The sequence below is a fragment of the Flavobacteriales bacterium genome, assembly GCA_016715895.1.
GTDB lineage: Bacteria > Bacteroidota > Bacteroidia > Flavobacteriales_F > PHOS-HE28 > PHOS-HE28.
This window is the reverse complement of record JADJXH010000003.1, coordinates 1,234,197-1,260,110: the sequence shown is the minus strand read 5'-3', so window position 1 is coordinate 1,260,110 and position 25,914 is coordinate 1,234,197. Positions and strand designations below refer to the sequence as shown.

Genomic DNA, 25,914 nt, shown 5'->3' with positions numbered 1-25,914 from the left:
AGCCCATGCGCTTCCACATCCACCTTGCCGCCGGCATCGCCCTGTGCGGCATGCCCCTGGCGCATCATGCCCAGGTGCTGATCAGCGATTCGCTGCTGCTCACCTTCACCCAACAGGAGCTGATCGACACCGGCGTGGGCAACGCGATCAACGGGGTCGATGTGTACCGGTTGAAGTACTGGTCAACCGACGCGGATGGCCAGCCCATCGTGGCCTCGGGGGCCATGATGGTGCCCACCGATGACACCTGCTACCACTCGATCGCGTGCTACATGCACGGCACCATCCTGGAAAAAGAGGCGGTGCCCTCGCGCCTCAGTCAGGAGGCCCTGGTGGGGTATTACCTGAGCGGCATCGGCTTCGTGAGCGCGCTGCCCGACTATCTGGGGTTGGGCGATTCGCCGGGGCTGCATCCGTATGTGCACGCCGCCACCGAGGCCAGCGCCTCCATCGACCTGTTGCGTGCGGTGCGTGAGTGGTGCGATGCGCAGGGCGTTCTGCTCAACGGCCAGCTCTTCCTCACCGGCTACAGCCAGGGCGGGCATGCGTGCATGGCCACCCACCGCGCCATCGAACAGCAGTTCGCCACGGAGTTCACCGTCACGGCCAGCGCGCCCTGTTCCGGGCCCTATGATGTGAGCGGGGTCCAGGCCCAGGTGATGGTGGACACCGTGCCCTATCCGGCACCCTACTATCTGCCCTATGTGGTGCTTGCCTACGGATCCGTGTACCCCGGGCTCTTCAACAGCCCTTCGGAAGTGTTCAAGGCACCGTGGGACACGCTGCTCCCGCCCCTGTTCGACGGCACGCACGGCAGCGGTGATGTGGACGCGGTGATGCCGTCCGTGCCCAGCACGGTCCTGCAGGACAGCGTGCTTCAGGCGTTCGCCACCGATCCGCAGCATCCGTTCCGGCTGGCCCTGGCGGACAACGACCTCTACGGCTGGGTGCCCCAGGCGCCGGTGCGCATGCACTACTGCAACGCGGACGATCATGTGTTCGCCGGCAACACGCAGGTGGCCCTTCAGTCCTTCCAGCTCGCCGGTGCGCAGGAGGTGAGCGCGGTGGACATGGGTGCCCTGGATCATGGGGCGTGCGCCTTCCCCGCACTGCTCGCCGTGCGCGCCTGGTTGATGGACCTGCAGGCCGAGTGCGCCTGGACAGACGTGCCGGAGCTGGCAGAACGTGGCTGGGAAGTGATGCCCACGGCGACCTCGGGGACGCTCCATCTGGTGCACCCGTTCGGTGGGCCCTTGAGCTGGTCGGCCCATGATCAGCGGGGCGCGGTGGTCTCCAGGGGGCGGTTGGACGGTCCGGGTGCGGTGGATGTTTCCGCCCTGCCGGCGGGGCTCTATGTGCTCACCATCGCCGATGGGCGCCGCCGTTCGGTGCACCGGTTCCTGCGGACGCCCTGATCGGATCAGGCCGGGTCCACATCCACGATCAGCCGCACCCGTCCTTGCGGCAGTGCGTCCGACAGGCGCTCCAAGGCGGTGCGTACGCGTTCCTTTTCGCGGGCATAGGCCCCGCGGGCCAGTTTCACCAGCACGTTCCGGATGTGCTGGTCCCGCACCCAGGCCACCGCCGGCGTCTCCGGCCCCAGGACCCGATCACCCAGGTCGGGACGAAGCAGGTCCACCAGCGTACGCGCGGCCTGTTCCACCCGCTCCTCGGAACGGTGCTTCAGGGTGAAGCGCACCAGTCGGGAGAAGGGCGGGTAGCCATGGGCCTGGCGATGGCCCAGTTCGCGGGCGTAGAAGCCGTCGACATCGTGGGTGAGCACGTGCCCGAGCACGGGATGGGCCACATCGAACGCCTGGATGAGCACCCTCCCCTGCACACCGCGTCGGCCGCTGCGGCCCGCCACCTGGCCCATGAGCTGGAAGGCCCGTTCATGCGCGCGGAAGTCAGGAAAGCGGAGCAATCGGTCGGCGCTGAGGATGCCCACGGTGTTCACCCGCTCCATGTCGAGCCCCTTGGTCACCATCTGGGTGCCGACGAGCACGTCGATCCGCCCTTCCGCGAAGTCGTGCATGAGCCGCTCGACGGCGTTCTTGCCGCGTGCGGTGTCCTGGTCGAGCCGGGCCACACGCACCTCGGGCAGGGCCACGGCCAGCTCCTCCTCGATGCGCTCGGTGCCGAGGCCGATCATCTTCAGCCTGCGGCTGCCACACGACGGGCAGGCCGTGGGGGGTGGGTAGCCCCGGCCGCAATAGTGGCAACGGAGTTCGTGGCTCCGCTTGTGGTAGGTGAGGCTCACGTCACAATGCGCGCAGTTCGGCACGTGCGCACATTGCTCGCACTGCCACACCGGGGCGTAGCCGCGCCTGTTCTGGAACAGGATCACCTGATCGCGCCGCTCCACGGTGCGCTGCACGGCCTCCAGCAGTTCGGGCGTGAAGTGCCCCTGCATGCGTTTGCGCTTGTGGGCCTCACGCAGGTCGATCAGCTCCACGCTGGGCAGCACGCTGTCGCCGAAGCGTTCGAGCAATCGGGTGTGGCCGTACTTCCCCTGTCGTGCGTTGTACATCGTCTCCATGGACGGGGTGGCGGAGCCCAGCACCACGGGCGCGTTCATGAGCTCGCCGAGCACCAGGGCCATGTCCCGGGCATTGTAGCGCGGCGAGGGGTCCTGCTGCTTGTAGGACGGGTCGTGCTCCTCGTCCACGATGATCAGCCGCAGGTGATGGAAGGGAAGGAAGAGCGCCGAACGCGCGCCCACCACGATGAGATGCGCCGACGGATCGCGGTGGATGCCGCTCCACAGATCGGCACGCTGGCGGGCGCTGAGGCGGCTGTGGAACACGCTGACGCGATCGCCGAAGCGCGCGCGGAGCCGGGCGATGAGCTGGGTGGTGAGCGCGATCTCCGGCAGCAGGTACAGCACCTGGCCGCCCTGGTCGACGGCACGTTCGATGAGATGCGCGTACACCTCGGTCTTGCCCGAGCCGGTGACCCCCTGGAGCAGGCAGCAGCGATGGTCGCGCAAGGCGGCGTCGATCTCCGCCAGGCAGGTGGCCTGGGCCGGCGAGAGGGTGGGGGAGCCGCTCCCCGGTCGTGCCGGTGGGCGGTCCGCCGGCCGTTCGGTCACGGTGAACAGACCCTTGCGCACCAATTCCTCCACGTGTTTCCGTTCGGCGCCGGCGGCCTTCAGCAGGCGCGCTTCGGCCACAGGCCCGCCCCCGTTGTCCAGCCAGCGACCCAGCTCGATGCCCTTCATCAGCAGCGCCAACTGCCTGGGGGCTCGTGCAAGCCGGTCGAACCAGCCGTGCAGCGCGGCCTCGTCACCGGCCTCCGGCGCCAGTTCCACATGACGTACCAGACGTTCCACAGGGCGCGACCGCAGCTCCTCCTCCAGCGCCACGGCCCCTTCGTCGAGCAACTGCTTCATGGCGCGGATCGGATCCTTCACCTGAAGCAGTTCGCCTGCTTCGCCCAAGGTGATCGCGGGCCGCTGCTCGAGCGCATCCAGCAACAGGGCCGCCCTCGGTGTCCGGGCCGAATGCTCGGCCGTGAGGGCCGTGGCCGTCACCCGCGTTTCGCTCGTCAGCACCATCGGGCCGGGCAGGGCGGCGAGCATCACCTCACCCATCGAGCACAGGTAGTGATCGGCCACGCGCTGCCAGAGCTGCAGGTGTACCGGGGCCAGCACCGGCGCGGTGTCGAGCACACTGAGCGCAGGGCGAACGTTCCGTCCCTCGGGCCGGACGTCATGCACCCGCGTCACCAAGCCGCCGTAGAGCTTCCGCCCTGCGCCAAAGGGTACCACGATGCGCATGCCGGGCAACACCGGGCCGAGATCCTCCGTCAAGGCGTACGTGAACACGCCCGGAACGGCCGCAGGCAGGATGACATCAGCAAAGCGCGGCATGGGCGCACAAGTTTACCCACGAAGCACGGGCACTGAGGTGTTCGCAGGGATGCGTCGGACGGCCGTACCTTGCGGCTTCATGCGTGGCTTTCTGCTCGTCCTGGTCGTTGTGGCGCTCGGCCCGGTACGCGCACAGTTGGTGCTGACCAACACCCAGACCCCGGCACAGCTGGTGCAGAACGTCCTCCTGGGCGGTGGGGTCACGGCCAGCAACATCACCTTCAACGGCCTCCCCGGCAACACGGTATCCACCCAGGCCGGTGAGTTCAACAGTGCGAACGCCAACGTCGGTATTCCGGCCGGTGTGATCCTGGCCACGGGCGGCATCACCAATGCCCTCGGCCCGAACGATTCGGGGAGCTCATCGGTGCCCGTCACCGGCTTCAGCGTTCAGGATCCCGACCTGCTCCTGCTCGCGCAACAGAGCCAGCCCTCCATCCAGGACGTGAACGATTGTGCGGTGCTTGAGTTCGACTTCGTGCCCACCGGGGATTCGCTGAAGTTCAATTTCGTCTTCGCCTCGGAGGAATACCTCGAGTTCGTCAACAGCATCAACGATGCGTTCGGTTTCTTCCTGAGCGGGCCCGGCATCAACGGACCCTTCAGCAACAACGCCATCAACATCGCCCTCATCCCGGGCACTACCGATCCGGTGACGATCAACACCGTGAACGATGTGGTGAACCCGCAGTATTATGTGGTCAATGGGACCGGTACGAACGCCCCCTATAACAGCAACCCGTTCTATGTGCAGTACGATGGGCTCACCGTGGTGATGCAGGCCCTGGCGCAGGTGATCTGCGGGGAGACTTACCACATCAAGCTCGTCGTGGGCGATGCCAATGACCAGGTTTGGGACAGCGCGGTCTTCCTGGAGGCCGGCAGCTTTCAAAGCAACCAGTTGGCCATCGTGGGCGAGGTGGTCTCCGGTGGCATCGACAGCCTGTTCTACGAGGGCTGCGGAACCGCATCGCTCTTTCTGGTGCGCGGCGGTCCGCTCGTGGACCCCGATACGGTGGACATCCTGATCGGCGGTACAGCCACGGAAGGCGCGGACTTCACCGCCGTGCCCGATCAGGTGATCTTCCAACCCGGACAGGACTCCATCAACGTGCAGTTCAGCGCCATCCTCGATGCCGTCACCGAGGGGCAGGAATCGATCGTGCTGATGGTGATCAACGAGACCGCCTGTGGGGGTGATACGGTGTCCCTGGTGATCCTGATCGAAGAGGCGCCACCGATCGATGTGGTGTTGAGCAACGATATCACCATCCAATGCGTGGACAGCACCTTCCTGTCCGCCACGGTCTCCGGAGGGTTCGGGAACTACACCCTGGACTGGGACCAGGGTGTGCCGGACGGCCAGCTCGGAGGGTGGGTCGCTCCGACCCAGACCACCACGTACACCCTGACGGTGACCGACGATTGTGGCGTCGTGACGCAGAGCGATCAGGTGACCGTCACCGTACCTGTTCCACAGCCGCTCGTGGTGACCATCCAGAACGATGTCGTGGTGCTCTGTCCGGAAACACCGGTGCAGTTGACCGCGGCGGTGCAGGGTGGTACCCCGGGATACACCTACGCCTGGAGCGGCGGCCTGGGCACGCTTCCGACGGTGCAGGTGGCACCGGCCACCACGGCCAGTTGGTCGGTGACCGTCACCGATCTGTGCGGGGAGGACACCACCGATCTGGTCACCGTCACCGTGGCCTACGACACGGTGCGGGTGAGCATCGCGCCCGATACGGTGATCTGCATCGGCGACACGGCGGTCCTTCGCGCACTGCCGGTCCTGGGCCTCGAACCGTACAGCTACCTGTGGGAGCCGGGGGGCACGGCCGACACGCTGGCGGCCCACCCCAACAGCAACACCATCTACACCCTCACGGTCACCGATGCGTGCGGCATCACGGCCACCGACCAGAGCGGGCTGGGGGTCAATGCGCCCATGGCCTCGTTCGCCGTGGACGGCACCTATTGGGTGAACAACGCCCCCATCTTTTTCATGGACCTATCGCTGGGGGCCACGCAGTGGTGGTGGGACTTCGGCGCCGCCGGACTGGAAAGCCAGGACAAGAACCCCGAGGTCATCTACCCTGAGCCGGGGCTGTATGAGGTGCAGCTGGTGATCGCCGACACCCTGGGCTGCAGGGACAGCACGTCGCGAACGCTCCTGGTTGACCCGGAGTTCCACCTGTACATCCCCAACAGTTTCACCCCGAACGGTGATGGGTACAACGAGACCTTTCAGGCGATGGGCACAGGGGTCAAGGAGTTCTGGATCCGTGTGCACGACCGCTGGGGCGCCACCCTGTTCGAGGCGAACGAGGTGGGCCTGGCCTGGGATGGGACCGTCAACGGATCGGTGCTGCCCACCGGCGTGTACGTGTACCGCTACCGGGTGAAGGCCATCGCGGGTGATGTCAAGGAGGGCTTTGGCCACATCACCTTGATGCGCTAGCACCGGTCGGACCTGTATATCAATATCCAAGACCAGAGGCCTCGCAGGCAACGAACGCCGGGCGCTGTCCTGTCCTGCACAGGAAGCCTTGGGGCATGAAGACAAAAACCGTTCGAACAGCGCCGGTGGACCGAAGCCTTCTTGAGCTGTTGAACACGCCGTTGTGGCGGAAATATTACGATCTGGTGCGGCGACGCGTGCGCTTCCCGCGTCATTACAAGCGCACGATGAACGCCTGAGGGATCCTCGTACCTTCGGGCCTTACACCAGGCTCCGATGCGCATCCCGCTGATCCTTCTGCTCACCCTCGCCACATGGACGCTCCAGGCCCAGCCTGGCGGCAGCTGTGCCACTGCCATCCCCGTCGCGCCCGGCACCCACATCGCTCCGTTCGACAATGCCTGGTACGTGTACACGGCGCCGGCCACCGGGCAGTTCACGCTGAGCACCTGCGGGCTGAGCAGCTGTGATACCAAGCTTTGGGCGTACACGTACTGCACCGGCCTGGTGACCAACGAGCAGGGCTTGAACGCCCTTGGTTACAACGATGATGCCTGCAGCCTTCAGAGCAGCCTGGTGCTCAACCTCACCGGAGGCCAGGAGATCTTCATCCGTGTGGGCGACTATCAGAACGCCTGTGCGACGGACACGGTGGTGTGGAGCCTGAGCGCGAACATCCCGCCGCCGCCGCCGAGCTGCGCGGCCGGTGAGGTGGCCGTACAGGTGAACATCGTGCCCGACGCCTATCCCAACGAGATGAGCTGGGACCTGCGCAACGGCAACGGCGTGGTGCTGGCCTCAGGCACATCCACTGGTGCGGCCTTGTGCGTGGATACCACGGACTGCCTGGTGTTCACAATGCATGACACCTATGGCGACGGGATCTTCGCGCCGGGCGGTTACTGGCTCTATGTGGATGGCGCATTGATCGCCCAGGGTGGCAACTTCGACTTCATCGACCGCGTGGAATGGAACTGCCCGCCGGGCTTCGGCTGCCTGTCGCCCGACACGGTGGTCCAGGGTCAGCACAGCACCCCCGGGAATGACACTTGGTACATCTTCGTTCCGGACAGCAACGGGGTCTACACCATCACCACCTGCGGGACGAACACCTGCGACACCCGCGTCTGGGTTTACGACCACTGCATCGGCCTGATCTGGGACGACACCAACATCGGCACCATCTACTACGACAACGACCAGGGCGGTTGCGGTACTCAGGCCCAGGTGAACGCCCTGTTGCAGGCGGGGGTGACCTACTACGTCCGGATCGGTGATACGGACACCAGCTGTGCGGGCACCGGCATCGATTGGATCCTGGAATACGCGGGCCCCATCGCCGGCTGCACGGATCCCGCCTCATGCAATTTCAACCCGCTCGCCGCGGTGGACGACGGGAGCTGCATCCCATGGGGCGACCCGAACTGCCCGCTGGGTCCGGACCTGATCGTGCGCAGCGACGTGTTACAGAACTCCATCTACGCCCAGACGATGGTGGTGAACGCGAACGACTGCTACATCCAGGAGGGCTGCCTGGCCGGGTTCGGCACGCGCGAATTGGTGCGCTTCACCACCCATATCCAGAACATCGGCTTCACGGACTACTACATCGGCAACCCCGGCGCCAACCCCGATCAGTTCGTCTACGGCGCCTGCCACAACCACTGGCACTACGAGGGGTACGCCGAATACCTGCTGTACGACAGCGCCGGCCAGCAGATGGCCCAGGGATTCAAGAACGGTTTCTGCGTGATGGACCTTGAATGCAGCGGTGGCGGATCGGCCCAGTACGGCTGCAGCAACATGGGCATCAGCATGGGCTGCGGTGACATCTACAGCAGCGGTCTTTCCTGCCAGTGGATCGACATCACCGACGTGGCGGACGGACGATACACGCTCGTGGTGCGGACCAACTGGGACAACAGCCCCGACGCCCTTGGCCGCTTCGAGATGGACATCAACAACAACTGGGGGCAGGCCTGCATCGAGATCACGCGCAACCCCAACCTCCTCGTATCGGTGCAGCAGAACTGCCCGTCCTACGTGGACTGTCTCGGGCAGATCTACGGGAACGCGCAGATCGATTGTGAGGGCGTGTGCGCCGGGACCCGGCTCATCGGCGACCTGGACGTGGATGCCGACAACGACAGCATCGATGCGTCCGGTTATGTGGCCGGCATCCTGGACGCCTCGCTGGCCGCCGCTCCCTGCACGGATGTGAACGACGATGGCACCCTCACCGTGGCCGATGCCGCCCTGATCGCCCATTGCCATCAGGCCCACCTGCTCGGCGACAGCAGCTTGATGGACACCCGCTGCAGCTTCCCGCTCCTTGACATGGTGAACATCTATGATTCGGTGACCTTCACCATCGGCGCGTTCGACCTCGGTGCGGGCCACCTGGACGTCCATGTGCGCAACCCGAACCGGAAGCTCGTGGGCTACGAGCTCCGCTTCAGCGGGATCACCATCACCGGCGTGGACAACCTGGCTGACCCGATGGACTTCCCCATCGTACCCGCGTTCAACGGCAGCACCGCCCATGTCATCGGCCTCTCGTACGTGGACAGCTTGTTCGAACGGCACAACGGGTTCACCCCCTTGTTCCGTGTCCATTTCGTGAACCCGGACAACATCATCTGCATCGACCAGGTGGTGGACGTGGTGAACGAGGACTACGCCTCACCGCTGACCTTCGTGACGGACGCTTGCGTGTTCAGCACCGCCGTGGCCGGCCTGGAGGGAGCTGCCGGTCTTTCGGTGATGCCCGATCCGTTCGACGACCATTTCGTGATGACCTACGCGGCGAAAGCCGGAGAGCGCGTCGTCCTTCACCTGATGGACCTGCAGGGACGTGTGGTGCGGCGGCTCGAGACGCCCGCATCGGGCCAACTGCGCGTCGAAGCGCGTGACCTGGCCTCGGGCAGCTACCTGTACCGGGTGGAAGGAGCGGTGACCGCGACCGGCCACGTGGTGAAACGCTGAGCCGAACCCCGCCCTGTTGATAAGTGCCCCGTCCCGTGGCGGCCAGGGGGGGAGGACGCATCTACTTTCGTCCCCGGTCCGTACCCGCGGACAGTCATTGACCATGCGTTCCCATCGACCCCATCTCGTCCTGACCATCGCCGGGTCCATGCTGCTGGCCGCTTGCGGCGGTGGTGGCGAAGGTCAGGGCTCCGACGCCACCGCCAAGGACAGCCTGGCCACGACCCCCTCCGACGGCGGAGGTGTGGTGAACGTCGGTGGCAAGCTCTTCAGCATCCCGTCACCGGTGCAGACCGCCCTGTTGATCCGCAGCACCGGTGCGGCGTACCAGCGCGACCTGCTCATGGACAAGGGCAAGGCCGAGGTCCTGACCGGCAGGATGGGCCGAGCCCTGGCCGTGGGCTTGTTCGGGTCCGATCTGGCCTATGCCACGATCCACAAGGACGGGCAGACCGCGCTGGCCACCCTGCAGACCATCGAAGAACTGAGCGCCGACCTGGAGATGGGCAATGCCTTCGACAAGGGTCTGGTGGACCGGTTCAGGCGGAACGTGAACACCCAGGACAGCCTGTTGAGGCTCAGCGGGGAGGCCTTCCGTGCCGCCGATCGTTACCTGAAGACCAATGAACGGGGCGATGTGGCGTCCCTGGTGCTCGCCGGCGGCTGGATCGGCTCATTGCACCTTGCCCTCGCGCATGCCACGGGTGATGCGCAGGCGAAGCTCGCACCGCGCATCGCCGAGCAGCGCAAGGCCCTCGACGACCTGATCGCGCTCATCGAGGCCAACGACAGGGAGCAGCAATGCGCCGCCCTGTGCGCCGACCTGAAGAGCCTGAAGCAGGCCTTCGCGGGTCTCAAGAGCACCTACACCTACGAAAAGCCCGTCACCGACGCCGCTTCGCGCACCACCTTCATCAACAGCACTTCCACGGTGGTCATCACCCCGCAGGACCTGTCGGCCATCGCCGAGCAGGTGTCCGTGCTGCGCACCAAGTACCTGATCTGACCATGAGGACGACCATCGCCACGGCCGCCACCGTGCTCGGCCTTTTCGCAGCCGGCCAGGCAACCGCGCAGTGCGACACCATCGCCGATCTGTGCGCCAAGCACATCACCGCGTCGTACATCCCCGATGGCCAGTTCTACCGTGCCCTGTTGCAGGGGGATGAGCTGGCGGAATTCTCCCTCACGCTCTTCGGTGGCACCACGTACCGGGTGGCGGCCTGCAGCGGGCTGGCGGATGGCAATCTGATCTTCAGCGTGTTCGACAAGGAGCGGAACCTGCTCTTCACGAACAAGGAGCATGCGAACAGCCCCTATTGGGACCTGGTGGTGGCCAACACGCTGGATGTCACCATCGAGTCGCAGCTCGATCCGTCCAAGCTCGGTTCGGGCTGTGCGGTGATGCTGATCGGCTTCAAGCAGTAGGCGTTCCGGGGCCCGGAACCCTTTGGACATCCCTCCCGTAAAGAGGGATGTTCCTTTTCCGGGCCTGCCCGGCGGTCCCCCTCATGAGCGAGAAGATCCTCAACGCACTGCTGCAACTGTTCGCCATCATCGCGCGGGCCGATGCCGGCGCCGGTTCGGGCCGGCCTGCCGGGCGCCTCATGCTGGAACGCTTCCTGCGCCAGCAGTTCACCGGGGAACAGGTGGAGGAACACCTCGCCCGTTTCGATGCCCATGTGGACGCCTTCCACAACCAGGGAGGCGAGGGCCGCTCCGGTCGCAAGCGCCTCTCGGTGAACTCCGTCCGCGTGCTGCGCATCTGTGTGCAGGTGAACGAGGAGCTCACCCAGCGACAGAAGTTCATCGTGCTCATGCACCTGCTGGAGTTCATCCATGCCGGTGGCGTGGCCGGGCAGGAGCAGGAGTTCGTCAACACGGTGGCCGAGACCTTCAACATCGGCCGCGAGGATTTCGAGCGGTGCCAGGCCTTCGTGGCACAGGCCGCTGGTGAGCGTGTCGACTCCCCGCATCTGCTTTACGCCGATGCGGCAGTGGAGAACGGGCTTTCGAAGGCCCGCCACCTGCATGCCCATCTGGAAGGGGAGCTCCGTGTCCTCCACGTGCCCAACGTGAACCTGTACATGGCGCGCTACCTCGGGCAGGACCGGGTGCTGCTGAACGGGCAGCCCATGAGCGGTCGCCATCACTACGTGCTCAGCAACGGTGCGTCGATCAGGCCCCCGCACGGCCGCCCGATCTACTACAGCGACATCCTCGGCAGCTTCATGAAGGGGCGCCAGCGCGACGCGCTCGTGTTCAAGGCCGAACGCATCACCTACGCCTTTCCCAACGGACGCGTGGGCCTGCACGAACTGGACCTGGCCGAGACCAGCGGGAAGCTCGTCGGCATCATGGGCGGCAGTGGCAGCGGAAAGAGCACGCTGCTCAACGTGCTGAACGGGAACCTGAGGCCCACCACCGGACACGTCACCATCAACGGGGTGGATGTGCACAGGGAGGCCGGCCGCATCCGCGGGGTCATCGGTCATGTGAGCCAGGACGACCTGCTCATCGAGGAGCTCTCGGTGTACCAGAACCTCTTCTACAACGCCAAGCTCTGTTTCGGTGACCTCTCCGACGCGCAGATCGGTGACCGTGTGCTCAAGCTCCTTCAGCAGCTGGGGCTATACGATACCAAGGACCTCAAGGTCGGCTCGCCGTTGGAGAAAACGATCAGCGGCGGCCAGCGCAAGCGCCTGAACATCGCCCTTGAGCTGATCCGCGAACCCAGCGTCCTTTTCGTGGATGAGCCCACGAGCGGCCTCAGCTCCCGCGATTCGGAGAACATCATGGACCTGCTCAAGGAGCTGGCGCTCCGCGGGCGCATCGTGTTCGTGGTGATCCACCAGCCCAGCTCGGACATCTTCAAGCTCTTCGACCGCCTCCTGCTCATCGATCAAGAGGGGTATCCCGTGTACTATGGTGACCCGGTGGAATCGGTGGTGTACTTCAAGCGTGTCACCGGGCAGGTGAACAGCGATGTGGGCCAGTGCAGGGCCTGTGGCAACGTGAACCCCGAGCAGATCTTCAACATCCTGGAGGCGAAGCTGGTGGACGAGTACGGCATGGAGACCGACCAGCGCCGCATCAGCCCCGAGGCCTGGAACGAGGTCTTCAGGGCGCAGATGGAGGGGCGCATGGCGCAGGCACCCGAGGTGCGCAGTGTGCCCCGGAGCACCTTCAAGGCACCGGGCTGGCTCGTGCAGCTCAAGGTGTTCTTCACCCGGGACATCCTTGCGAAGCTGGCCAACCGCCAGTACGTCCTCATCAATCTGCTGGAGGCCCCGGTGCTCGCCTTCGTCATGGCCTTCTTCCTTCGCTATCACGGGGCGGGGGAGGAGGGCACCGCCTACATCTACCGCGCCAACGACAACATCCCGCAATACCTCTTCATCGCCGTCATCGTCTCGCTCTTCCTGGGCCTCACCGTGGCCGCCGAGGAGATCATCCGCGACCGGAAGATCCTGCAGCGCGAGAAGTTCCTGGCCTTGAACCGCAACAGCTACCTGCTCAGCAAGATCGCCATCCTGTTCCTCATCTCCGCGATCCAATCGCTGCTCTTCGTGGTGGTCGGCGATCGCGTGCTGGGGATCCGGGACATGGCCTTCGTGCACTGGGCGCTCCTGTTCAGCACCAGCTGCTTCGCGAACGTGCTCGGCCTCAACGTGAGCGCGAGCTTCAACAGCGCGAAGGTCATCTACATCGTGATCCCCGTGCTGATCATTCCGCAGCTCCTCTTCTCGGGCATCATCGTGCGCTTCGACAAGCTCCACCCCTGGTTCTCCTCCCAACAGAGCGTTCCATGGATCGGCAACGTGATGGCCAGCCGCTGGGCGTACGAGGGGCTCGCGGTCACGCAGTACGTCGACAATGCCTACGAGCGTCAGTTCTATGCGCTGGACCAGCGCATGAAGACCGCCAATTGGAAGAAGGACCTGTGGGTGCGGGAGCTGCAGCACCGCGTGTCCAACCTGCGCGGCACGGGGACCGATGCCACGAAGGTCGAACAGCGCCAGCGCGATCTGGACCTCCTCCTCAACGAACTGCGGGCGGAGGCCGCACGGGTCAGCGGACTGGTGGTGCCGGAGCTCCGGATGGAGGCTGACGGGCGGGTGGATGAAGCGGCCCTCAACGCCGTGGACGGGCTGCTGAACGACCTCACCATCCACTACCGTCGCATGTACAAGGAGGCCGAGCGGTCCAAGGAGCAGCTCATCTCCGAGCTCACTGCGGATCCCGAGGCCCGGGAGCGCTACTTCGCCCTGCTGGACGCCCACCGCAACGAGAGCCTGGCCGAGTTCGTCACCAACAAGAACGATGTGAACGTCATTGCCGTGGACCGGGGAACCCTGGTCCGCAAGAGCGATCCCATCTACCTGGAGGCCCGGGGCATGGGCTTCTTCGGAGCCCACTTCTACGCACCCGCGAAATGGCTGGGTACGGTCCGGATCCCGACCTTCTGGGCCAACATGGCCGTGCTGTGGCTGATGTCGCTGGCGTTCGCGATCGCGCTCCGGATGGAGGTGTTCCCCTGGCTCGTTCAGCGGCTGTCAAGCCGTTCCTCGGGCGCCTAGGAGCCTTCCTGATCCTTCACGAGGATCATGCGGAAGGGGATGTTGATGATGGCCTGGTAGTCCTCGCCGGCCTCCAGCATGTCCTCATCATCCTCTTCATAGTGCCAATGCACCGCGAGCTCGTTCCCCTGGGTGCGCACCGCCTCCAGCTTCTTGAACAGGTCCAGGATGCACTTGCTGCTGCTGGTGTTGAAGTACTCCAGCTGCACGTGCACCACCGTGGAGGGGCGTGGCGCACGGGCGTACTTGTCCACCCAGGCGATGAGGGGCTTGTAGAAGTCGATCGAGTTCTCGGGGATCGACCGTCCCTTCAGCTCCAACCGGCCCTGCTCGGCATCGAAAAGGATCGAGGGGGTCTTGGCCGTGCCTTCGTAGATCAGCGGTTCCATGGTGCTTCGCGTGCTGGTTCGATCCCGGAGGGGCGTCCCCCGGGCCATGCGGCGCCGTGCATCACGCGCAGCGCGCTCGCAAAGCAAGGCCCATCGACCCCGGAGCGTCTCCGCGGACCTGGTGAGTTATTCACGGGATTATCAACCCGAACCGCGTGTCCGACACCATCAGGTCGGCGCGGGCATCGCAGCCGCTGCCATGGTCGAGCGTCCGTTCCCGCTCATCGCTCTGGACGAAGGCCAGCACGCCGGCCCTGACCCACCGGCAGCCGGTGGCGACCTCCAGGGCGGTGCTGGTCGTGGCCGTGTAGGCGGTGCCGTAGCGGTCCTGGCCGATCACCTCCACGGACACCGCATAGACATCATCGCCCGCCACGTCATCGATGCTGCCCGAGATCAGCTCATGGTCCAGATGTCCCCGGTAGCGCCGGCTCCAAGCCCCCTGACGCCAGATGGCGCTGCTGTCCACCTGCACGCGCACCCTTCCGTCGCCCAAGGCGTTCACCGAGGCGCCGCATTGAAGTTCGAACCCGGCGCACTGCAGCCCGGGTGTGCTGAAGGCGATGAGGCGGGCCCGGCCATCGCTTTCCAGGCTGTCGTACCGCAGGATGAACGGGCCCGACCGACCGCGCCCTGCGGCGTCCGTGCATCCTCCGTCGCTGAAGCGCAAGTGGAGCGTCACCGGGCCGTTCGCCGGGAACGCGGTGGTGTCGCCTGCAAGGCTGTCCAACCCCACGCAGAACAGGGCACTGTCGGGCGACCAGCGCCCCGGACCGAAGCCCATGGCTTGTGCGAGCGGGAAGAGCGGGGTGATGAGGTTCTCGGCATAGGCATGGTCCACCATTGTGCTGACCTCCTCGCTGCCCAGATCATCCTCCTTCTTGCACCCGGGCACCAGCAAGAGGATGGCGAGCAGGGCGCCGGTCCGGAACTTCATGCGGCGAAGGTACGGTCGGGCGGGTGGGCGGTCGTGGTGTACTTTCGGGCCCGATCATCGAATGGCCTGGTACCGCACCTGGTTCGGCACGCCCTACTACAAGCTCCTCTATGGCCATCGCGATGAGGACGAGGCGGAGGCATGGGTGCGCGCCATCCTGCGGCGCAGTGGGGTCGGGCAGGGAGCGACCGTGCTGGATATGGCGTGCGGGCGTGGCCGGCACGCCCGATGGTTCGCCGAGGCCGGATGCCGCGTGACCGGCATCGACCTCTCGAAGGAGAGCGTCGCCGAGGCCCGGAGCGAGGTGCCATCCGCCCGATTCGCGGTGCACGACATCCGGGTGCCCTTTGCCACGGCGGAGTTCGACCTGGTCGTGTGCCTGTTCACCAGCCTGGGCTATTTCGAGGACGAGGACGATGATCGGAAGGCTCTGGCCGCGGCGTTCTCGGCCACCCGGCCGGGTGGCCGTTTCGTGCTGGACTTCATGAACAGCGTTCGTGTGCTCAAGGAACTGGTGCCCATGGAGTGTGTCCTGGCCGGCGGGGTCCGATTCACCATCGCCCGGTCCACCGAAGGGGGAATGGTCGTGAAGCGCATCATGGCCGAGGATGACAGCGGCCGCCATCACTTCGAGGAACGCGTATCGGCCCTGGCCCCGGATCGTCTCGTGCAGCTGGTCCATGAGGCCGGCTTCGTGGTGCTCGACCTCACGGATGGCCCCGAGCCTGCACCCTTCGATCCGCAGCGCTCCGAACGCCTGGTGATCTGGGCGCAACGACCGATGGCATGACGCTCACCGCCACCATCGCCCTCTTCCTGCTGCTGCCGCTGGCCGCTGGTGCGCTGGTGCAGTTCAGCAGGCCTGGCTCGAACGCGCTTCGCCTGCTCCTCGCCTTCAGCGGCTCGTTCCTGCTGAGCGTCGCGCTCACCCACATGATGCCCGAGCTCTATGAAGCGGCCGGTGAAGGCATCGGACCCTGGCTCCTTGCCGGGTTCATGTTCCAGGTGGTGCTCGAGTTCTTCAGCCATGGGATCGAGCACGGCCACATGCACACCTCTCCCGGGAGGGCGCTGCCGATGCTCACCCTGCTCAGCCTCTGTCTTCATTCCTTCACCGAGGGCATGCCGTTCGCCGACGCGCGTGTGCATACCGACATGCCCTTTCTGCTCGGGGTCCTGCTCCATAAGCTGCCCATGGCCATCGCCCTGGCCACCGTGCTTCAACGCTCCCAGGTGCCCGTGCTGCGCAGCTGGACCATGATCGCGGTGTTCGCCGTGGCCGCACCGGCGGGCATCCTCGTGGGCGCCCTCGGCGGCGGCAGCCTGGGTGAGGCGTTCCTTCATCGGGCCCTGGCCGTGGCCATCGGCATGCTCCTTCATATCGGCACGACCATCATCTTCGAGACCACGCCCGAACACCGGTTCAACCTGCAGCGCTTCGCTGCGGTGGTCGTCGGCGCCATCCTGGCGCTCTGGATGGTGCACTGATCTTTTTTCCGCCCCGCATACTTGCACGATCGTTCCGGCGTTCTTTACTTTGAACCGCAAAGTACTTTGAGCATGACCCGCAACGAGCACCACCATGATCTGGCCCACATCCGCGGGTTGATGGAGCGGAGCACGCGGTTCCTTTCGTTGAGCGGCCTCAGCGGCGTGCTCGCCGGGCTGGTGGCGCTCGTCGGTGCACTGGTGGCGCGCGAGCGCTACGAGGACCTGATGCTCTCCACCGGAGGTGCAGGTCTCCGGTCGGAGGGGGCGGGGCTCGATCACTACTTGCACGGGTCCTCCATGGGCGCCGTATGGGACTTGGTGCTGCTGGCGGCCCTGGTGCTGGTTCTGGCCCTCTCGGGGGCCGCATGGTTCACCTGGCGCCGCGCCAAGCGGGTGGGGCAGGGGCTGTGGGACGCCTCGGCCCGGCGCCTCGCGTGGAACCTTGCCATCCCCTTGATCACCGGCGGGCTCTTCTGTCTGGCCATGCTGTGGCACGGCAATGTGGCGTTGGTGGCCCCGGCCACGCTCGTGTTCTACGGACTGGCCCTGCTGAACGCCTCGAAGTACACGCTCGACGAGATCCGCTGGCTCGGCCTCAGCGAGGTGGTGCTGGGTCTGCTCGGCACCGCGTGGGTGGGCGCCGGCCTGCTGTTCTGGGCGCTCGGCTTCGGGGTGCTCCACATCCTGTATGGCGGGCTCATGTGGTACCGGCACGAATCCGCTGGCAACGACGCCCCATGATCGAAGGGCTCAATAAAGCGTTCGAGAGCCGCGTTCGTCTCGGCATCATGGCGGTGCTCGTAGTGAACGACTGGGTGGACCATGCCGTGCTGAAGGACCTGCTGAACGTGACCGACGGCAATCTCGCGAGCCACCTGGCCGCGCTGGAGGGCGTGAAGTACGTGCAGGTGCGCAAGCGTTTCGTGGGCAAGCGGCCCAACACCAGTTACAAGGCCAGCCCCGCCGGCGCGAAGGCGTTCCGCGCACACCTGGACGCCATCGACCTACTGCTGAACAAGGACCTCCGCCAATGACCGACCGCACCCGCCGCTCCGCCGACATCCGCACCGCGCTGGCGGTGCTGCTCCTCGCCGTCCTGTTCGACCGCCTGTTCTGGGAACAGGAGATCGGGCTGAACCTGTCGCTCTTCGCCCTGGCGGCCGTGGGTGTTTCGCTGGCGCTTCGGCGCACCGCGTCCGTGGCAGCGCGCTGGGCCCTTGGCGGTCTGTTGGTGAGCGCCGCCATGCTGGTGGTGCATGGGAGCGTCGTGGCCGCGGTGGGCACACTGGCCTGCCTGGCGGTGAGCGCGGTGCTCCTGCTCGAGCCCCGGCAGCGGAACCTGCCGGTGGCCCTGGTCGGCGCCTTCCTCAACGGGGTCTTCGCGCCGCTGGGCGTGGCCGGCCTGTTGAACAACGGGCTCAAGCAGCTGCCTGCGACGCGTTCCGGTTGGCGCTGGACACGGCTCGCCTTCATACCGGTGCTCGTGGGGGCGCTCTACTTCCTCATCTACCGTGCCGCCAACCCGCGCTTCGAGGCGATGACCGCCGGGTTCCTGGACGGCCTGTTCAACCTGCTCGGCGACCTCTTCGCGGAGCTCTTCACACCGCACGTGTTCTTCCTGGGCCTCGGCTTGCTGGTGAGCGCCGCCCTGGTGCACCGTTTCGCCCCGCATCTGTTCGCCGGTCCGGAATGGCCGATGAACGCATCGCTGATCCGCCAACGGCACAAGCGCCCGCACTGGCTGCCTGCGCTCTCCATGGGTGCGCTGGACCGCGAGCGGCGCATGGGCATCCTCCTGCTCATGCTCGTGAACGCATTGCTGCTGGTGGTGAACCTCATCGACATCTCGTGGGTGTGGATCGGGTTCACCGTGGAGGAGGGCTTCAGCCTGAAGCAGTTCGTGCACGAGGGCACCTGGCTGCTCATCCTCAGCATCCTGCTCAGCATCGCCATCCTGCTGTACCTCTTCCGCGGCAACCTGAACTTCCATCCGGAGGCACGGCCGCTGCGCCTGCTGGCGACCACCTGGATCGCGCAGAACTTCATCCTCGGCATCTCGGTCTTCCTGCGGAACTACCATTACATCCACTTCCACGGGCTGGCCTACAAGCGTATCGGCGTCATCGTGTTCCTGGCGCTCGTGCTGGTGGGCCTTGTCACGCTTCACCTGAAGGTGCACGAGCGCCGCACGCTGATCCACCTGCTGCGCGTGAACGGCTGGGCGGCCTTCGTGGCGCTGGTGGGCCTCACCACGGTGAACTGGGATGGCGTGATCGTGCGCTTCAATCTGGCGCACTGGAACCAGGGCGAGATCGACGTGGACAACTACCTGGCCATGAGCGACAAGGTGCTGCCCCTGCTCAATCAAGACCTGCCGAAGGTGGAGGCCCAGATGGCCAAGCATCGCGGGAACCGCGTGCGCTGGGTGGAGCATCTGGATGCGGGCGAGTTCAAGGCGGCATTGGACCGCAAGCGCGACCGATTCCTGAAGCGGTACAACGCACAGGACTGGCGCAGCTGGACCTGGGCGGATCAACGGACCTATGAGGAGTTGATGGCACAGGGAACGGTGGAGGGTATCCGTGTGAACCCTTGAGGCATGGATCCCCACCGCATCCGCCGCGAGATCCGCCTTTGGATCCTGTTCTTCATCGGCGCCCTGTGGGTGAGCGGTCTCACCGCCGTGCCGCTGGAATGGGGCACCGCGTGGCTCGCGGACCTGACCCGCAGCTGGCCGGGCCCCTGGCATGTCTGGGCGCAACGCAGCGCGGATGCCATGGCCGAGGTGGGGGCGAAGCACGCTTTTCTCTTCTATGGCACCGACTGGCTCGCCTTCGCCCATGTGGTGATCGGCATCGCGTTCATCGGTCCACTGCGCGATCCCGTGCGCAACCGCTGGGTGATCGAGTGGGGCCTGTGGTGCTGCCTGCTCGTGCTGCCGCTCGCCTTCCTGTGGGCCCCCGTGCGCGGGATCCCCTTTTTCTGGCGCTGCGTGGACGCCTCCTTCGGCGTACTGGGTGCGTTGCCGCTCTGGCGTGTGCTCACCTTGATCAAGCGTCTCGAGGCCCCCAACACCGTACACCCATGAGGTTCCCCAAGCTGACACGGCACCGCGAGGTGCAGCTCGCCGCCGCCATGCTCGCCGTGGCCTGCACGCTCGCCTTCGCCCCCGATGCCTTCCTGCCCATGCTGGCCCGCGCCTTCCTGATGCAATGGGCGGTGCTGTTCGCAGCCTTCGCCGCGTGGTCGCTTTGGCGGCGAAGGCCATGGACGTTCGGCGCGGCCGCCTTCTCGGTCTGCATGGTGCTGTTGCAGGTGGATGCGCCCGTCGCCGAGCTCCCGGTGAACACCGGTTCTGCCGATCTGCGCATCGCCCAGTTCAACCTGCTGCAGCCGAACCGCAGGCATGATGAGGTGGTGCGCATGGCCCTGGCCAGCAACGCCGATGTGCTGTCCTTCCAGGCGGTGAGCTCCGCCTGGGCAGCCGTGCTGGATCGGGCCCTGGCCGATGCCTACCCCCATGCTGAGGTGGTGCCCGGCGAGCACTGCTACGGCATCGCGCTTTACAGCCGCCGACCGGTCGAACGCATGACCGTTCATCACCTGGGCGGCTCCCCGGTGATCGAGGCCGAGATCACCGGCAGGGGCGGACCTGTGCGGGTGTTCAGCGTGCACGCCACGTCGCCGGGCAGCCTGGCCGAGCACCGGGCGCGCAACGCCCAGCTCCGTGCCTTGGCCGGTCTTGTGCGTTCCCGCGGCGAGCGCACCATCGTGGTGGGCGACCTCAACACCGTGAGCTGGGACCGCGCCATGTGGGGGCTGTGCGCATCCAGTGGCCTGCGCATGGGCACGGCGCCAAGGGTGCCCACCTTCCCCTCGGTGCTGGGCCTTGCGCTCATCCCCATCGATCACGTGCTTATGACACCGGGCGCCTCCGTCGTGCGCAGCGGCACCTTCGTGATCCCGGGTTCCGATCATCGCGGCCTCGTGGCCGACATCGCCACCTGACCGCCGATGGAACGCCCCTGGTGCCACCTGCTGCCCTGGATGACGCTCTTCGCGGTGGCCATGGCGCTGCTGGAGAGCGCGGTGGTGGTGTACCTGCGTGCCATGTACTACCCGGGCGGCTTCTCCTTTCCCCTTGGACCGATCGATCCCGGGATCGCCACCACCGAGAGCTGCCGGGAGGTCGCGACCCTGGTGATGCTGTTCGCACCCGGGGCCATGGTCTCCAGGTCGGGCTTGCAACGGTTCGCCTGGTTCGCCTACTGCTTCGGCGTATGGGACATCTTCTACTACGTGTTCCTGAAGCTCCTTCTCGACTGGCCCGCCTCCCTCCTGGAGTGGGACCTTCTTTTTCTCGTTCCAACGCCGTGGGTCGGACCCGTGTGGGTGCCGCTCCTGATCTCCGTGGGCTTGGTGCTCCTCGCGCTGATCATCCTCCATGGGGCGAACGCTGCGGGACGGATCGCCCCCGACCTCATCGCGTGGGTACTGCTGCTCTCCTCGGCCTTCCTGTTCCTGGCCTCCTTCATGGTTGAGCCGCTCCGCTGGTTGTCCGCGGCCGGTGAGCCCCTGTTCGGCACGGCGGCCGTGAACGCGTTCCTGGGCGGGTTCGTTCCTGCCTGGTATCCGTGGCCGCTCGCAGTGGCGGGCGTGGCATCCGGAGCGGCCGGCCTGTTGCGGCTCTCGGTACGCGCGACCGGTCGCTAGGTTGCCTGCGGGAGAGCCGCGCCGCTGTTGATAATTCGGAACCCTGGGGGACGCAACCCCGTATGAACCGTGCGTCTATCCCATGGAAACAAAAGCCAAGATGGTCTACGAGGCCAAAATGTTCGTCCGGCTCGCGTTGTTGTCCTCCCTGGGCTTCGTGTTCTACTACGCTCACCTGTTCTTCGGCGTACTGGACAACGTGTTCGTCTTCAAGGCCCTGGCGGTGACCTTCCTGCTCGCGACCGTTCCCCTGCCGATCATCGCCCTGAACAACAAGAAGCTCTTTCCAGAGCTGAAGCGCAGTGGAAAGACCGTGCTCGCGTTCGCTTCCGTCCTTCTTCTGGTCCATCACTTCCTGATGACCTTCATCTTCGTGCTCTTTCTGCAGGGCCGCTCGGTCTTCTAGGCTCGCGGGTCGACCGATGAAGGCCCCAGGTCCCGGCGAGGACGGGGCCTTTTTGATTTTTTCCCCCTTCCACGGAAACATCTGGCACGCCCATTGCGTTACACCATCGAGGCCCCGTAAGGCCTTTGGAACAACCGGCCCCGTAAGGCCGAACACGCATACCCGATGATCGGGGTCCTTGCCCTCCTGGGCGCCTGAAGACCCTGTCCCGGCCCGTAAGCCGGCATCGGGAGAACGAACGAAGCGCGCCCCGTAAGGCGCGCTTCCTCGTTCCATCCTGTGCCCTGCCGGGCCAGGGAGCCGCCCTAGCCGGTGGGGTTGCTGTCCTGTATGCCGCCGCCCGAAAGGTGGGGCCGCATCGCCTCTTCGATCTCCTCCCTCATCCCCATCAACCGGACCGCGTAGGTGCTCAGGGCCTTTTCCTCGTCCGTGCCGGGCGACCATCGGGGAACGGCCACGGGCTTCCGCTCATCATCCATGGCCACGAACACGATGATGCAATGCGTGGTCTTCTCGCGCTTGTTGTTCCGTGGGTCCCGGGCGTGGATGTCCACCGCGATGTGCATGCTCGTGGTCCCGGTGTGGATGAGGCGGGCCTCGGCTTCCACGAGATGGCCGATGCGGATCGGGTGATGGAACCTGATGCCGCCCACGTAGACCGTGACGCAATACCGGCCGCTCCAGTTCACGGCGCAGGTGTAGCCGGCCTGATCGATCCACCGCATCACCGCACCGCCATGTACCATGCCGCCGTAGTTCACATCCGCGGGTTCGGCGAGGAACCGAAGGGTGATCGCGTGCATGGGATCAGGACTTCATGTTCTCGTACTGCAGCGGCACCTCGAAATCCTCCCCCTTGCACAGGGAGATCACGGCCTGCAGGTCGTCGATCTTCTTGCCCGTCACCCGGATCATGTCATCCATGATCTGGGGTTGCACCTTCAGCCCGCTGTCCTTGATGGCCTTCATGATCCGCTTGGCCTTGTCGCGCTCGATGCCCTGCTGCACCTTGATCGTCTTCAACACGAGCTTGCCGCTGGGTTGGGGCGCTCCGCTCAGGTCGAAGGCCTTCACATCGATGCGTTGCTTGGTGCTGCGCTCCAGGACGATCTTCTCGATCGCATCGAGCTTCATGGTATCCTCGGTGCTCAGTTTGATGGTGAGCGCCTTCTTGTCCAGTTCGATGCTGCTGTTGCTTCCGCGCAGATCGTAGCGCGTCTCCACCTCGCGTTTCGCGGTGTTCACGGCATTGTCCAGGGTCTGGACGTCGATCTTGCTCACGATGTCGAAGCTGGGCATGGGCGTTCGGTTCGGAGCCGAAAGCTAAGCGCTCGGTCGCAGCTCAGAAGCGCAGGGCGAAACCGATGAGGGGAACGCCCAGAACGAAGAACTCCGCGAAGTCCTTGTTCACGGCGAAGCCGGCATCGAAGGCCATTTTCCGGTGGGTGAAGCGGGCACCGTAGCTGAAGACACGGTAGTCTGAGCGGCCGAAGGGGACTTGCCAGTTCTCCGTGACGAAGCAGATGAGGTCGGTGATGTGCCAAAGCCCGCTGAGCCCGATGACCGGGGAATCGGTGAGCTCACCGTTCTCGTAGCCCCATCCTCCGGTCAAGGTCACGTTGAACAGTTCACCACCGAACGTGGCCTGCATGGCCGCGATGCCCACCGTCATTGACAAAGGCTCCCGGTCGTTGAACGGGGGCGAGGCCGTCACACGGGCCCCCATGGCGAACCCGCCCAGATGCATGGCCCCCTGGCCGATGCGACCGCTTCCCCCCACACGCAGGTGCACGATGGGGCCACCGGATCGTGTGGCGAGGCTTGTGATCAATGAACCCACTTGAAGTCCGGCGCCGATCTGAAGCCCTGTCACCGGAGCGAAATAGGCCGAATGCATCAGGATGCTCACGTTCTGGTAATAGCCCTGCCCACCCTCCAGGGGGATCGCGGAGGGGCCGAAGAAGTAGTGGCTGTCGTGCGCCAGGGGGCTGGTCCCGCCCGACCTGAGCCTTCGGCCACGCCTGAGCCCGTGCAGCTCCAGGTCGGCTCCGCGAAGCGTGCACGCCTTGGTCGGGGCCGGCGTGTCGATCGCGTTCAGCTCCGGCGCCAGGATGAGCGCAGCCCCCAGGACAAGGAGCAGGGCCAGGAGGCGGTGGGTCATGGGCGGGTCGGCTGGGCGATAGACGAGGGTCCGTGCGAAAGGTTCCCTTGGGCCGACCATGAAGGTGAAAAAAGAAGCGCGGGCCGAGGCCCGCGCTTCGTTCTAGCAATGCGGATGGTCACTTGGTCACCGCCACACGGAAGGTGGTGCGACCGCCGTCCTGGAAGTTGAGGACGAATTGATAGGTGCCGTTCGAGAGGTCGGCCACTTCGAGCACCAGCACTTCGTTGGCGATGCTCACGCGGTGCTCGGCCACCAGCTTGCCCGTCCGATCCAGGATGCGCAGATCGGCGGCACCGCTGAGGCCGGCGAGCGGCACACGGATCATGTCCGCGGTCGGGTTGGGATACGGCGTCACCTCCACCGTGTTCAGTTCGTTGATGCCGATGTTTCCGGCCGGGATCAACTCCACGCCGAGGGCGCTGGTGACATCCGTACCGAAGCCGACGTTGAACCAGGTACCGTCGTCCTCGACCAGGGAGACCGGCTGATCATACAGCGTGGTATGCTCGTCATAGTCCAGCGTCGCGTCGTAGCCCACGAAGATGCCGTCCGTAAGGGTGTACACGCAGAAGAGGTACCGGGTGTTGTCCAACAGCACCAGCGGGTCCTGGAAGGGCACGAAGATCACCTCGCTCTGGAGGTCGGCCTGGAAGTAGTATTCGCCCGTGGCTTCCTCCACCAGGGTGTATGCGGTCTGCGCGGGGAAGTTCGGGTCGCTCAGGCCGGTGAAGGTGTCGGCCCATTCGTAGGCACGCACGCCGATGAACTCGCCGTCCAAGGTGGTTCCGGCCGCGGTCGTGGCGCTTGTGTAGATGCCCGTGGCGGCCATGCGGCTCGCGTTGGGGTTCTGGAAATGGATGCACGATTGGAAACCGTCCAGGTCATCCCCGGGCCGGTAATGGGCATTGGGCGTGGGCTTTCCGGTCAACGGGTCGATGGGGGCGTAGCTGAGCACGGAATCGACCCTGAAGGTGAACGAATACATGTTGTCCGCCATGAACTCATCGGGGAACGACCCGGAGGAGATGGAGTAGGTGACCGTGTAGATGTCGTCGGTGTACGTGGGCTGGGAGAAGGGAGGCAGGGTCACGAAGAGGCTGTCCCCGGCGTTGATCGCGGTACCGGTCGAGGTCTGGTCGTAGAGCACGGTGCCGTTCTGCTCCACCTTGGCGTTCAGGCTCGCATCGGGTTGATCGGCGGTGCCATAATTGTGGATCCACAGGCCCAGTTCGACACTGAACTCACTGGCGTTCTGGGACACCAAGGCGGGTTGTCCGCTGGCCGGGGCCACCAGCACATCCGGCCGGTAGGCACTCAGGTTGTATTGGAAGAAGTTGTTGATGGAACCGGAGGAAGGCGACCACCGGGGTGCCGGCCTCCAGTTCATCCTCCACTTCGATACCGTCCTCCAGGGTGATCATGGCCACCGGGATGGTGACGTTCGCCCCTTGCGCCCCGGCCCCCATCGCGACAGGCGCTCCGGCCTCCCGGTTGATGATGAAGACGGCCACGGCACCGGCGTTCTGGGCGTTCAGGGCCTTCACACCGAACTCGCAATCTCCGCGGTAGATCACGGCGATCTTACCGGCCACGTCCTGTCCGTTCGTAAGCGGGTTGCAGCACAGGCTGTCGGCCACCGTGCCGTCCGTGGCCAGCGCCAGGGTATCGGTCAACGCGTTCAGCGGGTCGTTCAGGTCCGGGCTGCCCCAGCCTCCACCGGGGTCGGCCCAGGTGAACGAGTAGCTTCCGGCGATGTTGGCGGGTTCCAACACGTTCAGGATCACCTGGCCTTGTGCACCAAGGCCGGCCGATCCGAGCAGCAATGCGAGTAGGGTTTTCTTCATGGTCGTTCGGGATGGATGGTTGTTGGTTGTGCCGCCGCTGCGCGAACGCAGCTTCAGGGTGGCGGAAGGACAA

The 25,914-nt window shown here is 65.4% G+C and carries 24 protein-coding genes; 16 read left to right on the top strand and 8 right to left on the bottom strand.

Features of this window, described 5'->3' with window-relative positions; all coding sequences use genetic code 11:
* Window positions 1–5: 5 nt before the first annotated feature.
* Window positions 6–1,415, top strand: coding sequence for a hypothetical protein (locus IPM49_05835; GenBank protein MBK9274049.1), 1,410 nt, complete (start codon window positions 6–8; stop codon window positions 1,413–1,415).
* Window positions 1,416–1,420: 5 nt separating this feature from the next.
* Here the strand turns inward: IPM49_05835 and priA are convergent, their stop codons facing one another.
* Window positions 1,421–3,871 carry a primosomal protein N' gene (gene priA, locus IPM49_05830; GenBank protein MBK9274048.1) on the bottom strand — a complete coding sequence of 817 codons (2,451 nt, stop codon included), beginning with the start codon at window positions 3,869–3,871 and terminating at the stop codon, window positions 1,421–1,423.
* 79 nt (window positions 3,872–3,950) lie between these two features.
* On the opposite strand from priA, the gene IPM49_05825 reads away from it, so the two are divergent.
* From IPM49_05825 to IPM49_05800, 6 genes are all read left to right on the top strand, one after another.
* Entirely contained in the window at window positions 3,951–6,332 is a 2,382-nt protein-coding gene (locus tag IPM49_05825; protein ID MBK9274047.1) for a choice-of-anchor L domain-containing protein, read from the top strand.
* Window positions 6,333–6,427: 95 nt separating this feature from the next.
* Entirely contained in the window at window positions 6,428–6,571 is a 144-nt protein-coding gene (locus IPM49_05820; protein ID MBK9274046.1) for a hypothetical protein, read from the top strand.
* 37 nt (window positions 6,572–6,608) lie between these two features.
* A complete protein-coding gene (locus IPM49_05815) occupies window positions 6,609–9,317 on the top strand; it encodes a hypothetical protein (protein MBK9274045.1) in 2,709 nt (902 codons plus the stop codon).
* A gap of 103 nt (window positions 9,318–9,420) precedes the next feature.
* Window positions 9,421–10,323, top strand: coding sequence for a hypothetical protein (locus IPM49_05810; protein ID MBK9274044.1), 903 nt, complete (start codon window positions 9,421–9,423; stop codon window positions 10,321–10,323).
* Window positions 10,324–10,325: 2 nt separating this feature from the next.
* Window positions 10,326–10,745 (top strand): hypothetical protein, encoded by a 420-nt coding sequence (locus tag IPM49_05805; protein MBK9274043.1) that lies wholly within the window; start codon window positions 10,326–10,328, stop codon window positions 10,743–10,745.
* Between the two features lie 83 nt (window positions 10,746–10,828).
* Window positions 10,829–13,897, top strand: coding sequence for an ATP-binding cassette domain-containing protein (locus tag IPM49_05800; protein MBK9274042.1), 3,069 nt, complete (start codon window positions 10,829–10,831; stop codon window positions 13,895–13,897).
* On the opposite strand, the gene IPM49_05795 is transcribed toward IPM49_05800, so the two are convergent.
* Together IPM49_05795 and IPM49_05790 are read right to left on the bottom strand one after the other, a co-directional pair.
* The gene (locus IPM49_05795; protein ID MBK9274041.1) at window positions 13,894–14,286 is read right to left on the bottom strand and encodes a DUF1987 domain-containing protein; all 393 of its coding nucleotides are present in this window, start codon (window positions 14,284–14,286) and stop codon (window positions 13,894–13,896) included. The genes IPM49_05800 and IPM49_05795 overlap by 4 nt on opposite strands.
* Before the next feature lie 130 nt (window positions 14,287–14,416).
* Complete coding sequence (locus tag IPM49_05790; GenBank protein MBK9274040.1) at window positions 14,417–15,223, bottom strand: hypothetical protein; 807 nt, start codon at window positions 15,221–15,223, stop codon at window positions 14,417–14,419.
* 61 nt (window positions 15,224–15,284) lie between these two features.
* Between IPM49_05790 and IPM49_05785 the strand changes: the two genes are divergently transcribed.
* The 9 genes from IPM49_05785 (at window position 15,285) to IPM49_05745 (ending at window position 21,833) form a co-directional block, all read left to right on the top strand.
* Window positions 15,285–16,013, top strand: coding sequence for a methyltransferase domain-containing protein (locus tag IPM49_05785; GenBank protein MBK9274039.1), 729 nt, complete (start codon window positions 15,285–15,287; stop codon window positions 16,011–16,013).
* The gene (locus IPM49_05780; protein ID MBK9274038.1) at window positions 16,010–16,711 is read left to right on the top strand and encodes a ZIP family metal transporter; all 702 of its coding nucleotides are present in this window, start codon (window positions 16,010–16,012) and stop codon (window positions 16,709–16,711) included. Before IPM49_05785 ends, IPM49_05780 begins: the two co-directional genes overlap by 4 nt.
* A gap of 72 nt (window positions 16,712–16,783) precedes the next feature.
* A complete protein-coding gene (locus IPM49_05775; protein MBK9274037.1) occupies window positions 16,784–17,455 on the top strand; it encodes a hypothetical protein in 672 nt (223 codons plus the stop codon).
* Complete coding sequence (locus tag IPM49_05770; protein ID MBK9274036.1) at window positions 17,452–17,748, top strand: transcriptional regulator; 297 nt, start codon at window positions 17,452–17,454, stop codon at window positions 17,746–17,748. The genes IPM49_05775 and IPM49_05770 overlap by 4 nt, the downstream gene beginning before the upstream one ends.
* Window positions 17,745–19,310, top strand: a complete 1,566-nt coding sequence (locus IPM49_05765; protein ID MBK9274035.1) for a DUF4173 domain-containing protein — start codon at window positions 17,745–17,747, stop codon at window positions 19,308–19,310. The genes IPM49_05770 and IPM49_05765 overlap by 4 nt, the downstream gene beginning before the upstream one ends.
* Before the next feature lie 3 nt (window positions 19,311–19,313).
* Window positions 19,314–19,802, top strand: coding sequence for a hypothetical protein (locus IPM49_05760; protein MBK9274034.1), 489 nt, complete (start codon window positions 19,314–19,316; stop codon window positions 19,800–19,802).
* A complete protein-coding gene (locus IPM49_05755; protein ID MBK9274033.1) occupies window positions 19,799–20,722 on the top strand; it encodes an endonuclease/exonuclease/phosphatase family protein in 924 nt (307 codons plus the stop codon). The genes IPM49_05760 and IPM49_05755 overlap by 4 nt, the downstream gene beginning before the upstream one ends.
* Window positions 20,723–20,728: 6 nt before the next feature.
* Complete coding sequence (locus tag IPM49_05750) at window positions 20,729–21,427, top strand: hypothetical protein (protein MBK9274032.1); 699 nt, start codon at window positions 20,729–20,731, stop codon at window positions 21,425–21,427.
* An 82-nt stretch (window positions 21,428–21,509) separates the two neighbouring features.
* Complete coding sequence (locus IPM49_05745) at window positions 21,510–21,833, top strand: hypothetical protein (protein MBK9274031.1); 324 nt, start codon at window positions 21,510–21,512, stop codon at window positions 21,831–21,833.
* Window positions 21,834–22,138: 305 nt separating this feature from the next.
* On the opposite strand, the gene IPM49_05740 is transcribed toward IPM49_05745, so the two are convergent.
* From IPM49_05740 to IPM49_05720, 5 genes are all read right to left on the bottom strand, one after another.
* Window positions 22,139–22,636 carry an acyl-CoA thioesterase gene (locus IPM49_05740; GenBank protein ID MBK9274030.1) on the bottom strand — a complete coding sequence of 166 codons (498 nt, stop codon included), beginning with the start codon at window positions 22,634–22,636 and terminating at the stop codon, window positions 22,139–22,141.
* 4 nt (window positions 22,637–22,640) lie between these two features.
* Window positions 22,641–23,132 (bottom strand): YajQ family cyclic di-GMP-binding protein, encoded by a 492-nt coding sequence (locus IPM49_05735; protein ID MBK9274029.1) that lies wholly within the window; start codon window positions 23,130–23,132, stop codon window positions 22,641–22,643.
* A gap of 43 nt (window positions 23,133–23,175) precedes the next feature.
* Window positions 23,176–23,994: a hypothetical protein gene (locus IPM49_05730; protein MBK9274028.1), complete on the bottom strand. Its 819-nt coding sequence runs from the start codon at window positions 23,992–23,994 to the stop codon at window positions 23,176–23,178.
* Between the two features lie 118 nt (window positions 23,995–24,112).
* A complete protein-coding gene (locus tag IPM49_05725; GenBank protein ID MBK9274027.1) occupies window positions 24,113–25,258 on the bottom strand; it encodes a T9SS type A sorting domain-containing protein in 1,146 nt (381 codons plus the stop codon).
* Entirely contained in the window at window positions 25,239–25,841 is a 603-nt protein-coding gene (locus tag IPM49_05720) for a hypothetical protein (protein ID MBK9274026.1), read from the bottom strand. Before IPM49_05720 ends, IPM49_05725 begins: the two co-directional genes overlap by 20 nt.
* Window positions 25,842–25,914: the final 73 nt, after the last annotated feature.